The sequence below is a fragment of the Kitasatospora sp. NPDC057542 genome, from assembly GCF_042801945.1.
GTDB lineage: Bacteria > Actinomycetota > Actinomycetes > Streptomycetales > Streptomycetaceae > Kitasatospora.
This window is the reverse complement of the sequence record NZ_JBHVFE010000307.1, coordinates 1-10862: the sequence shown is the minus strand read 5'-3', so window position 1 is coordinate 10862 and position 10862 is coordinate 1. Positions and strand designations below refer to the sequence as shown.

The following is a 10862-nucleotide window of genomic DNA, read 5'->3' as shown; positions in this document are numbered from 1 at the left end:
CGGCGAACCGCGCGGGCACCCGGATGGCGAGTTCCACAAGCAGCAGTACCAGGCCGGTCAGCGCGATCGCGGCCAGGACCGCGAGCCAGCGTGACAGGGCCAGCGTGACCCGGCGAACCGGGTACGCCATGACCAGGTCCAGCGTTCCGGCCTCCTCGTCGCCGGCGATCGCACTGGTTCCGGCCGCGGTGGCGAAGACGGCCAGCAGGATCGGCACGAGCAGCCCGAAGACCGTCGAGCCGAAGTAGCCGGCCACGGTGCCGTAGTCCTCCATGTGGAAGGCGTCGCGCATGGACTTCGGGAACGAGTTGACAGCGGTGGCCAGGCCCGAGTTGCCGCCCATGACCGGCCACATCGAGGAGTACATGGCCGCGACCGCGGTGATCGACAGGGCCCAGCCCAGGAATCCGCGGCGGTTGTCCGTCAGGTGTTTGCGCAGGACTGCGATGTCCACGATGCGACGCCCTTCGATCCGTTCCCGTTGGAGCCGTGCTCGTAGAAGGTGAAGAAGATCTCCTCCAGCTCCGGCTCCTGCGCCAGCAGACCGGTCGCCTCGAACCGGGCCGCGGTCTTCAGCAGGGCATCCGGACTCCCGGTCAGGACCGCGTGCAGCACGCTCCCGCCGTCCGGCGCGTCCGTGACGGAGACGTTCTGCAACTGCGGCAGCGCCGCGAACGTCTCGGCACCCACCCTGCCGCGGAAGGCGATCTCGATCGTGCGGTGCGCCGACTGGCGCAGCTTCTCCACGTCCGCGACGGTGACCAGCTCGCCCTCGCGGATGATGCCGACCCGTCGGCAGGTCTGCTGCACCTCGCTCATCACGTGCGAGGACATGAAGACGGTCTGCCCGTTGGCGCCGGCCTCCCGCACCAGCTCGACGAACCGTTGCTGCAGGAACGGGTCGAGACCGCTGGTCGGCTCGTCGAGCACCAGCAGCTCCGGGGTGTGCATGAACGCCTGCACGACGCCGACCTTCTGCCGGTTTCCCTTCGACAGGGTGCTGATCCGGCGGGTCAGGTCCAGGTCGAGGCGCTCGGCGAGTTCGCTGATGCGCGCGGCCGGGACGCCGCCGCGCAGGTCGCCCAGGTAGGTCAGCGCCTCGCGGCCGGTCTGTCGGCCGTCGATGCGGAAGTCCCCGGCGAGATAGCCGATCCGGCCCCGCGTCCTCGCGTTGTCGCGCGGATCGGAGCCCAGGACCCGTAGCGTCCCGGACGTGGGCCGGATGAGGTCGAGCAGCAGGCGGATCAGCGTGGTCTTCCCGGCACCGTTGGGGCCGAGGAAACCGAACACCTCTCCGCGCTGCACGGTGAGGTCGAGGCCTACCAGGGCGGTCCTGCCGGTCCGGGCGTTCCCGTACCGCTTGACCAGCCCTGTCGTCTCGACGGCGGCGTCGGTCATCGCCCCTGCCTTTCTGCCCGTGTCCGTCACAGACCGTTGTCCGTTTTGAACTCTTCGATGAGATCCGGCACGCGCTCGGTGATGAACGCGAAGAAGTCCCGTGTGACGCTTACCCATTGCGCTTCGGGCCGGTCCTCACCGTCGATCGGCTCGGTGCCTTCGACGAGCTGAGCGCCTCGAGGCTGCCCGGAGCTGCCTGCCGTTCACGGTCCCGGTGATCGGGCTGTCGGGGTGGCCGACTTCGCCGGGTCGTCCAGCGACGGGATGCCGGACAGCAGGTCGTAGGTGCAGCGGAACTGCGCCTCGAACATCCGCCCGCCGCGCATCGTGTACCCGGCCTCGGGGGTGCCGCCCGCGTCGAGGCTCCCGCCGATCTCGTCCTGCGCCTCGAAGATGTGGATGTCACCCCCGTCGAATCCCCCGTCCCGGATGAGGAACGCCGCCGCGGAAAGGGCGGCGATGCCGCCTCCGACCAGATACGCCTGTGCCATCGAAAACTCCTCAACTCTGCTGCGCCGAAGCCCTGTGTGTCCGTCCGACCGGGCGGCCCCCGCGGCGAACCGCCGACCGGGACCGGGCCCCTCGAACGGGGCGCGGACGCCAGCCTGCTCCTCGTCACCGAGCGCGGTCTGTGGGCCGTTGGTCACAAGAGGGCGGCACAACGGTCCCGGTCGTGCGGCCTTCGGTCCCGGCCCTGCTCGGAGGCGATTCCGCCCCGGCCGCGAGGTGTCGGGGCTCACTGGCCCCTCCGGCGGGGCATCCGCCAGCCCGCCGCCGCAGCCGTGTCCGCAGGCGGGCGGAAGGTCCCGGCCGCATGGTCCCCTCCGGCCCTTCGCCGCACCGGGCCGGTCGCCCGATGGTGGAGACAACCGCAAACGAGAAGGAGAGCACCGTGACCGAGCAGACCGACACGCAGCGGCGGATCGTGGTCGGCGTGGACGGCTCGCCGTCCTCCATCGACGCGCTGCGCTGGGCCGTGGACCAGGCCCGGGCGCGGGACGTCGTCGTCGAGGCCGTGACCGCCTGGCAGTACCCGGTGGCCACCGGCTGGACCGTCCCCGTCGTCGCCTACGAGAACCTCGCCGACAGCGCGCGCAAGGTGCTCGACGAGGCCGTCGCCGAGGTGACCGACGCCGAGCACAGGGACGGGATCCGCGCCCAGGTGGTGGAGGGCGGCGCCGTGTCGTGCCTGCTTGACGCGGCTCGGGGCGCCGACCTCCTGGTCGTCGGCAGCCGGGGCCACGGCGGCTTCACCGGCGCCCTGTTGGGGTCCGTCAGCCAGCACTGCGTCCAGCACGCGCCCTGCCCCGTGGTCGTGGTCCGCCACCCCAACGACTGAGTGCCCCGCCCCCGCACCGCCCTGCCAGCGCCACTGATAAGGAGAACGCCGACCATGCGACACCGGATCGTGGGAGAGCTGATGACTCACGCCGTCGTGCACGTACGGCCCGATACCGGCTTCAAGGAGATCGCCCGGCTGCTCGCCGAGCACGACATCACCTCCGTACCCGTCCTGGACCAGGAGGACCGCCCGATCGGACTGGTCTCCGAAGCCGACCTGCTGCTCAACGAAGCCGCCCAGGAGGACCCCGCCGGCCTGCTGCTCGCCCCGGACCTGCCGCCGCGTGACCGCGCCCGCAGCCGAGCCGCCACCGCCGAGGGCCTGATGACCAGCCCGGCCGTCTGTGCCCGGCCCGAATGGACCGTGGTCGAAGCCGCGCGGCTGATGCAGCGCGACAGACTCAAGCGTCTTCCCGTCGTGGACGAGGCCGGGCGTCTGGTCGGTATCGTCAGCCGCAGCGACCTGCTGCGCGTGTTCCTGCGGCAGGACCGGGCGATCCGCGAGGAGCTCCTCGGGGACGTCCTGGACCGCACGCTGGGGCTCCCGGCGGGCACCGTCGACGTCCAGGTGCACGAAGGCCGGGTCACCCTGACCGGTACGGTCGAGCACCGCGCCCTCGTGTCGGTGGTGGAGCGGCTGTGCCGGAGCGTGGACGGCGTCGTGGACGTGACCAGCCGCCTCGACTACCGCACGGACGCCACCACGGTCCTGCACCCTGTCTGCTGACCGGGCGCACCGGGGTCGGAGCCGGGAGCCTCTACGGGAACCCGGCTCCGATCGGTGGCGGTCCGCCGCTCCCGTCGACGCCAGCCGGTATCGTTGGATCAGGGGAGTGTGAAGCCCGTCACGGTGCGATTCGGTGTCCGGGCCGCGCGTGTGCCGGAAGGATCTCGAACCAATGCGGCAGTCCAGTGCAGCGGACGCGGCCGGTGCCGGCGAGCAGGCGGACATCGATGTACTCCAGGCCCAGCTCCGGGAGCTGGCCCGCGCCCGGGTGCGGATGAGCAGTCTGCTGCAGGCCGTGCTGGCGATCAGCCGCGACCTGGAGCTCCCGGTCGTTCTGCGGCGCATCGTGACCACGGCGATGGATCTGGTCGGGGCCCGCTACGGGGCGCTCGGCATCCTCGACGAGGACGGCACCCGGCTGGCCGACTTCATCCCGGTCGGCCTGGACGAGGATGAACGTTCGCTGGCCGACACCCCGCTCCCCGCCGGCCGGGGGCTTCTGGGCCGCCTGATCCACGATCCGCAGCCCCTGCGCGTCGACGACATCGCAGTCCACCCGGCCGCCGTCGGCTTCCCACACGGGCACCCGCCGATGCGCACCCTGCTCGGTGTCGCGATCACGGTGCGTGGCCGCGTCTACGGCAACCTCTACCTCGCCGACAAGCGCGGCGACCAGCCGTTCGACCTCGACGACGAGACCGTGGTGATCGCGCTCGCCGGAGCCGCCGGCGTGGCGATCGAGAACGCCCGCCTCTACAACCGGGTCCGAGCCGACTCCGAGCACTTCCAGCGGCTGCTGCTGCCCACACTGCCGGTGCTGGCCCCACTGGTCACCTGGGCGAGCTACCAGCCGGCCACCGAGCCCGCTCTGCTGGGCGGTGACTGGTACGACGCGATGGCCCTGCCGGACGGTACGCGGGTGGCAGTCATCGGCGACGTGGCCGGCCACGACCTCGACGCCGCCGCCGTCATGGCGCAGACCCGGAACATGCTGCGGGCCCTCGCCCACGACGGGGCCACGGCACCCAGCGAGGCGCTCGCCCGGCTCGACCACGCCGTGCACGCCCTGCCCGAGGTCCCGATGGCGACCGTCTGCCTCGCCCGCCTCGAACCAGTGGACGGGGCGTGGAACCTGCGCTGGAGCAACGCGGGTCATCTGCCGCCGCTGCTCGTCACCTCGGACGGCACCGCACACTTCCTCGACTCCGAGCCCGACCTGCCGATCGGAGTCGACCCGAGCCTGCCGCGCGTCGACCACACACATCCGGTGCCCGAGGGCGCGACGCTGGTGCTGTACACCGACGGACTGGTCGAGCACCCCGCCGTGAGCATCGACGCGGGGCTGCGAGTCGTCGCCGAAACTGCTTCGACCTGGGCGGGAAGTCCGTTGGAGAGCCTCGGGAAGGCCTTGATCGACGTCCGCCCGGGAGACCCCCACGACGACCTCGCCGTGCTGGCTCTGCGGGTCCCCCGAGAGACGTGACCCCGTGGAGCGGCTCGACCACGGGTCGGTGAGTCAGGCCGAAGCCCGGGCGGTGGAGACGTCGGCCTGGCGGCTGAGGCGCCACGGGCGCGCTCCTCATGGCCACGGCATGCGGCGCCGGTACGTCGCCTGCGGCCGCGCCACTCCCGACCTCCGCGCCGGCCTCATCATCCGCGCTCTCCCAGCCCATCCAGTCGGTGTCGCCCGGTACCGACGACGGCTTCCACCCCGCCGCTCCGTCCCGGACGGCGTCGCCGACCGCACCCCTGGCCGGTGCCGCCGATGCCGGGGTCGACCCCGGCGATGATCGAGGACGAGATCGCCTCGGGGATCAGTGCGAGCGCGATGACCAAGCCCGCGAGGACCTCGGTGCGCCAGGCCTTCGGGTCGGACAGCCAGTCGAGCTTGAAGCCGCGCACGCGCGCGGTCTCCGAAACGGCAGGAGAGGACAAGGGACCTATCTGTCGTACTCGGGCGCACTCCGCAGCAGGCCGGGGTACGAGGGAAGACGCGGAAGAACCGGGACGGCACCCCGTAGGCGACTTTCCGAGCATGGAGCCGGAAGTCGCGACGGAACACCGGGCAGGCCTGCGAGCGGGCGCGGCCAGGCTCACGTCCGGGGGCGGATCGTCAGGACATGCAGACGGCGGCGCTGGGCATCATTGGCTCGCGCACGCTTCTCTCCTGCGAGAATCGGATCTTCGCCGGGGGTGACGCTCACCCCGACAGGCAGACGCCGGCGCTGCCCGGGGCGGTCGGTGGGTCTGCCGCCATGCGTTCGAAGCAGGCGCGCCAGGAGCCTTCCTGGGGCTGCCAGCCGTGGGCCGTCCTGGCGAGCGTGTTGTCCGCGCCGCGCGCCCACCCCGGCCGGCCGTGGCCCGGTGCGGGCGTCGGTGCGCCGAGTGCGCGGGCGAGCACCGGCATCCAGTCGCGGGCCGCGGCGGGTTCGTCGTCCACCACGTTGACCGCGCCGCTGGGCCAGTGCAGCGCGGCGAGTGCGGCCCTGGCCGCGTCGGCGACGTGGAGGAAGGAGGTCGCCGTGGGGACCTGAGGACCCTGGACGGCGGCCACGGCCGATCCCATACCCTTCCCCAGGCGGTGTGGCTGGGGCTGCTGGCCCACGCCGAGGACTTGGACCTCCAGCCGTTCGAAGCCCCGGACACCGATGTGCTTCCGCCTGGCAATCGAGACCGTGATGCTGGGGCTGCCATCGGAACTCAGGGTCAGCTACCGGAGGCTGGTGATGCCTCCAGAGGCGGTATTACCGCGCGGTGAGCAATAGGCGGCCTGGAATACTCGATCTGCGGCCGGTCCCACGAGCAGGGAGGTCGGAGAACGGCTGCTCCTCTCGCCGTGCATGGTCTCCACCCATCTCCGTCAGCGCTTCCCGAAGCTCGGGGTGACTCCCGGCGCCGCCCTGCGTGACGCGCACGACCGGACCGAGGCGCCGGGGCCGGCCGAACTACGTCAAGTGACGGAAGCGACCGCCCACGGAGCGTTCCTATGGTGTGGCTGGCACCCCTTGCCAGCACACCGTCATGTCCTCGACTTGGACGGGAGAACCGGAAGGGCCCGGTCGGCCCCGTACGCGCGGGGATTGCTCCCGGACCGTCAACCGGTCCGCCGCGAATGCCAAGTCGGCCCTGCACGCGCGGGGACCGTCGCGAGCTGGTCGCTCGTCCGATTGGCGAGGGACCTGTCGGCTTGGCGGTGATGCTGGGATTCTAGAAAACAGGTCGATTCTTCATTGCCCCGCCGAGCTGGTTGGACGCTTGCGGTTCACGTGGGTCGGCGTGAGCCCCCCTGGGCTGGCGTCATGGGGCGAACCCAGGGCCCCAAACAACTGCTGGCTCGTCAACTGTAAGAACTGGACGGTTAGTTAAGGTCGAAGTCGAACTCGGCGGTGACCGGCGCGTGGTCGCTCCAGCGCTCCGCGTGGGAGGCCGCGCGTTCGACGTAGGCCTTGACGGCGGTGTCCGCAAGCTTCTGACTGGCCATCAGATAGTCAATCCTCCAGCGGATGGACGCCTTTTCTAAAAGAGTCCACCTGTTCGAGAACAGTCTGTTCGAGGGTGCCCGCTGGCCTGGGTGGTAGGGGACCTCCTGTGAGCATCATGACGGCTTCGGCGCCGGTTCGGGCAGTGGTGGGTTCGCGTGTCTCGGACACGCATGGGGACGAGGGCAAGGTCTCGCACCTGGTGCAGGCGGAGTCGGCGACGCGGCACGCGCTGGCGAAGGAGTGGGAGATCGTCGGGTCCTTCGAGGACCTGGATGTCTCCGCGGAGATCACTCCGTGGAAGCGTCCGGACCTGGGCCCGTGGCTGACCGAGCGGCAGGGTGAGTGGGACGCGTTGGTGTGGGCGAAGGTCGACCGGGCGTTCCGGTCGGCGAAGGACTGCGCGGACGTGGCGCACTGGGCGGAGGAGAACCACAAGGTTCTGGTGTTCACCGACGACGGGATCACTCTGGACTACCGGGAGGGGAGGGAGTCGTCGTTCGGGAACGAGTTGGCGAAGGTGTTCCTGATGCTGGCGTCGATCTTCGCGGAGATGGAGCTCAAGCGGATCAAGGCGCGCGTCACGGCGGCGCACAAGCACCTGCGCAAGACGGACCGCTGGGCCGGCGGGCAGCCACCGTACGGGTACCGCATCGTGGACCGTCCCGGCGGCGGACGCACCCTCGAACCGGACCCGGTCACCTCCGAGGCCGTCCGCTACATGGGCAAGCTGCTCCTGGAAGGGCAGAGCCAGTGGATGATCGCTACGGCTCTGGAAGCAGCAGGCTTCGACACGCCGTCGATGCACGCGTACAAGCACCAGGGCGATACCTACACGAGCAAGCGGAAGGCGCCGCCGTCGAACCACTGGAACCCGACCAGCGTGGGGAAGATCCTGCGCTCACCGGCGACGATGGGCCTGAAGCTGACCGGCCGCTCCGTGAAGGCGCGCAAGATCGCTCGTGACGCGAAGGGCCTGCCGATCCGGATGGCCAAGCCGCTGTTCACGGAGGAGGAGTGGGCTGCGATCCAGGCGGCGATGGACGAGCGGTCCATCACGAAGGAGCGCTCGAACGGCGTCTCGCCGTGGCTCGGCGTTGCGCACTGTGACCGCTGCGGTGACCGGTTCTACCGCCAGGTCAACCTCGCCAAGAACGGCAAGATCTATGAGTACTACCGGTGCGCGAAGACGGCCGGCAAACCCGCCTGCAAAGGCCAGTCCGTCAAGGGCGAGCGCGTCACCGCGGCGATCGCCGCGCTGGTGGACCGGTTGGCTGGCCTGGCAATGACGGTCCGCAGGTTCATTCCAGGTGAGGACCACACCGAGCAGCTCAATCACGTCACCGTGGCGATGAAGGACCTCCGGGAGGAGAAGCGCCGCAACCTGTTCGACTACCCCGGCGGCGACGACGAGTACGCCGAGGCCCTCGAAGTCCTCGTCGACGAACGCCGCCGCCTCGCAGCCCTCCCGCAACGCCCCTCCGCCTGGGTGGAAGTCGTGACCGGCGAGACCTTCGCCGGCGCCTGGACCCAGGCCGACCAGGAAAGGCGCCGCCAGCTCCTCCTCGGCCTCGAGGCGCGCCTCTACATGACACCCGCCATCGAAGGTTGGTACCTGCCCGCCGAACTCGAAGCACGAGTAGCGAAACTGGAGTGCGCCGGAAGCCCGGCATAGTTCGGGTGGTCTGGATCCTTCTCAATAGTGCGCGTGTCATGATCAGACATGAGGTTGGGTAGCGGAGCGTGGGGACAGCGGCAGAAATGAGGCACGTGCAAGTGGGCCTTGGTGAGGTGCACGTGTTGCCGTCGGCTCAGCGGTGACGCCACAGCGAGTGCAGCCGCAGGACGTCCATCTGCCAGTGCTGTTGGAGTCCGTTCTGCGGGTGTGGCAGCTCCATGCCGAGCGCAGCCGCGACCTCGCGGTAGACCCGCGTCGGGGCGTGGTCGCCCGCGACGACAAGGGCCGACAGCAACGGCTCGCCAGCTGGCGTGTCACCGTCGACGCGGGTGAGCAGCTCACGCTGCTCGGATCCCCGCAACCATGGAAGATCGCGATTCAACCGGCGGCTGAGTCCCGACCAGGTGATGGTGGATTGGTGACGGGCGACATCACGGAGAACGTGCCCCACGGCCCCGGCGAGTTCGCTGAGCGAGGGGTCACGTCCGCGCCAGTGGTGTATCGACAGTCATCCTCCAGACAGTCACTGGCCACAGGCACCTCGGCCTGAGAGGGATGACGGAGGTGACCACTGCAGCCCGGCCTAGACTTCGGGCCGCGACTGACCCGAGCCACGCTGACCCGAACGGCATGCGGCTGAGTGGCAGCTAAAGGGAAGCGGTGGCAGCGTCGCGGTATGAACTGGGGCTGGAACCCATCCACTCTGAGCGCTGTAGCGACTGCGGTGACCATGTTGGTCGTGTTGTGGGGCGCTGGTACCTCGGTGCACCGGATCCGAGAGCAGCGTCGGCGGGAGTTCGAGGACTTCTACGTCCGCCGGTATTGGGAGCTCCTGGATCGCCTCTCCCTTGACACCCTGTGTGGGCGCGATCGGGGGCTGCGACTGGGGGAGGGGGAGCAGCGAGCGATTCGTCTTTACTTCCGCTTGAGCGAGGACGAGGCGGACTTGCGGGAGCAGGGCTGGATGTCCGATGCGACCTGGCGGGACTGGTCTGGGGCAATCCGGAGCCAGATGGATCGGGAGCCGTTCTGGCGGTTGTGACAGGAAGCGCTCGACGACTCCGAGGAGAGAACCGCGAGTACGGGTTTCGGCACCTGCGCGTGCTGTGCGGCATAGAAGGAGCTGGCTACGACCCGCGACCAGGCGACTGGGTGCGCCTGCAGCGGTGGGCCTCAGACAGAATCCGGCCGCCGAAGGACCACTGACGGCTCGATGCCGCAAGGCTTCCCGGCGAGATTCAGTCTGCGGTCGCGGGGCGGGCCCGGGCCCCGCCGGTGGAGTGACCGGCCCCGGCCGGAACTCCTTGTCGGGGGAGGATCAACCGCAGTTGTCACAGACCCCCGTGACCGGCAGTTCGACGAAGCAACGGGGGCACACGGGAGAACGCCGCTCGGCTACGCTGGCGGCGCGCCGACGGGCGATCACGGACTGGAGGCGCGGCGCGAGTGCGGCGGTGCCGCCGTCAGCTGGCAGATTCGAGCAGAACCTCCGGTAACAAGCGAGGCGGGCGTCAGCCGCGTGGTTCTCTCGGGCAAGATCGTCGGGGGCAGGCGGCAGACCCGACACCTGGAGGACCTCGTCGTAGCCGTCGCCGACCATGCCGTCGTCGACACGGACCACCAGAGCCGTCAGCGGTGGGTCTCCACGCCGGTGCGCCTCCCGCACCACACTTCCGAGTACCTGGCCGATCCAGAAGAACGGGGGAACCCTCGTGTACACACCGGTGCGCTCCTGCAAGACCTCGCTGAGGGCACCGTAGGTGATGACCGCGTGGTAGGACCGGGCGACCTCGACCAGTGCCGGGTACACCTCCCGGGTCCACGCGGCCGAAGCCGTGGAGTGGTCCACCTCCACCATCGCGCCGCCCACCACCCGCCAGTAGCTGTACGGCTTCTCCACGCGCCCCCGATCTTTGCCCCTGCATCTGCGCACTACTCGACCTGTGGGCCAGTATTCCAGTACGACTCTATCCAGGGGCTGTCCGCTGCGTGGTCAGCACAAGGCCGCCGGGACCACCCGCCGGGTGGATGGTGGAACCCCGCAGTGGACCCGCCAGCTGCGCCGGCTCCAAGTAACGGGTCTGCCGGTCGGGCGTCGGAGAGACGGCGTTCGGCGCGACATCACTGGGGCCGCGGGCAAAGCCCAACGAGCTGCGCCTGGTGATGCTTCCAAAAGCCTCCAGGCCGAGCCAGCCTCCGATCCGAGCACACCTGATGCCGGGGCCGCGCACACGACGTG

General features: G+C 70.0%; 10 protein-coding genes and 2 pseudogenes. 4 read left to right on the top strand and 8 right to left on the bottom strand.

Features of this window, described 5'->3' with window-relative positions; translation table 11 throughout:
- The 3 genes and pseudogenes from ACFU7Y_RS30265 to ACFU7Y_RS30255 form a co-directional block, all read right to left on the bottom strand.
- A partial coding sequence (locus ACFU7Y_RS30265) for an ABC transporter permease subunit (RefSeq protein ID WP_380770312.1) occupies nucleotides 1-454 on the bottom strand: 454 nt, incomplete at its 3' end.
- Nucleotides 424-1398: an ABC transporter ATP-binding protein gene (locus ACFU7Y_RS30260; protein ID WP_380770311.1), complete on the bottom strand. Its 975-nt coding sequence runs from the start codon at nucleotides 1396-1398 to the stop codon at nucleotides 424-426. The genes ACFU7Y_RS30260 and ACFU7Y_RS30265, both read right to left, overlap by 31 nt.
- 230 nt (nucleotides 1399-1628) lie before the next feature.
- Nucleotides 1629-1889: pseudogene (locus tag ACFU7Y_RS30255) on the bottom strand (oleate hydratase); the annotation flags it as partial.
- A 401-nt stretch (nucleotides 1890-2290) separates the two neighbouring features.
- Here ACFU7Y_RS30255 and ACFU7Y_RS30250 point away from each other — a divergent pair.
- The 3 genes from ACFU7Y_RS30250 to ACFU7Y_RS30240 all read left to right on the top strand — a co-directional run bounded on the left by ACFU7Y_RS30250 (nucleotide 2291) and on the right by ACFU7Y_RS30240 (nucleotide 4949).
- On the top strand, nucleotides 2291-2737 hold the full coding sequence (locus ACFU7Y_RS30250) for a universal stress protein (protein ID WP_380770310.1): 447 nt from the start codon (nucleotides 2291-2293) through the stop codon (nucleotides 2735-2737).
- 54 nt (nucleotides 2738-2791) lie between these two features.
- Nucleotides 2792-3466, top strand: coding sequence for a CBS domain-containing protein (locus tag ACFU7Y_RS30245; protein ID WP_224280080.1), 675 nt, complete (start codon nucleotides 2792-2794; stop codon nucleotides 3464-3466).
- Between the two features lie 172 nt (nucleotides 3467-3638).
- Nucleotides 3639-4949 (top strand): PP2C family protein-serine/threonine phosphatase, encoded by a 1311-nt coding sequence (locus tag ACFU7Y_RS30240; protein ID WP_380770309.1) that lies wholly within the window; start codon nucleotides 3639-3641, stop codon nucleotides 4947-4949.
- Between the two features lie 278 nt (nucleotides 4950-5227).
- Here ACFU7Y_RS30240 and ACFU7Y_RS30235 read toward each other — a convergent pair.
- The 3 genes and pseudogenes from ACFU7Y_RS30235 to ACFU7Y_RS30225 all read right to left on the bottom strand — a co-directional run.
- Nucleotides 5228-5401, bottom strand: a pseudogene (locus ACFU7Y_RS30235) (sodium-independent anion transporter); the annotation flags it as partial.
- 265 nt (nucleotides 5402-5666) lie between these two features.
- Entirely contained in the window at nucleotides 5667-6032 is a 366-nt protein-coding gene (locus ACFU7Y_RS30230) for a hypothetical protein (protein WP_380770308.1), read from the bottom strand.
- A 792-nt stretch (nucleotides 6033-6824) separates the two neighbouring features.
- Entirely contained in the window at nucleotides 6825-6947 is a 123-nt protein-coding gene (locus ACFU7Y_RS30225; RefSeq protein ID WP_380770307.1) for a hypothetical protein, read from the bottom strand.
- A 116-nt stretch (nucleotides 6948-7063) separates the two neighbouring features.
- Here ACFU7Y_RS30225 and ACFU7Y_RS30220 point away from each other — a divergent pair, with 116 nt between their 5' ends.
- Nucleotides 7064-8620, top strand: coding sequence for a recombinase family protein (locus ACFU7Y_RS30220; RefSeq protein ID WP_380770313.1), 1557 nt, complete (start codon nucleotides 7064-7066; stop codon nucleotides 8618-8620).
- A 136-nt stretch (nucleotides 8621-8756) separates the two neighbouring features.
- On the opposite strand, the gene ACFU7Y_RS30215 is transcribed toward ACFU7Y_RS30220, so the two are convergent.
- Nucleotides 8757-8984 carry a hypothetical protein gene (locus ACFU7Y_RS30215; protein WP_380770306.1) on the bottom strand — a complete coding sequence of 76 codons (228 nt, stop codon included), beginning with the start codon at nucleotides 8982-8984 and terminating at the stop codon, nucleotides 8757-8759.
- 957 nt (nucleotides 8985-9941) lie between these two features.
- Nucleotides 9942-10523, bottom strand: a complete 582-nt coding sequence (locus tag ACFU7Y_RS30210; RefSeq protein WP_380631244.1) for a hypothetical protein — start codon at nucleotides 10521-10523, stop codon at nucleotides 9942-9944.
- Between the last annotated feature and the right edge of the window lie 339 nt (nucleotides 10524-10862).

What these genes read in the sequence shown, in the direction of transcription:
- ACFU7Y_RS30240 (WP_380770309.1), top strand. Translation starts at nt 3,639, where the DNA reads ATGCGGCAGTCCAGTGCAGCGGACGCGGCCGGTGCCGGCGAGCAGGCG.
- ACFU7Y_RS30260 (WP_380770311.1), bottom strand. Translation starts at nt 1,398, where the DNA reads ATGACCGACGCCGCCGTCGAGACGACAGGGCTGGTCAAGCGGTACGGG.
- ACFU7Y_RS30220 (WP_380770313.1), top strand. Translation starts at nt 7,064, where the DNA reads ATGACGGCTTCGGCGCCGGTTCGGGCAGTGGTGGGTTCGCGTGTCTCG.
- ACFU7Y_RS30230 (WP_380770308.1), bottom strand. Translation starts at nt 6,032, where the DNA reads ATGGGATCGGCCGTGGCCGCCGTCCAGGGTCCTCAGGTCCCCACGGCG.
- ACFU7Y_RS30225 (WP_380770307.1), bottom strand. Translation starts at nt 6,947, where the DNA reads ATGGCCAGTCAGAAGCTTGCGGACACCGCCGTCAAGGCCTACGTCGAA.
- ACFU7Y_RS30245 (WP_224280080.1), top strand. Translation starts at nt 2,792, where the DNA reads ATGCGACACCGGATCGTGGGAGAGCTGATGACTCACGCCGTCGTGCAC.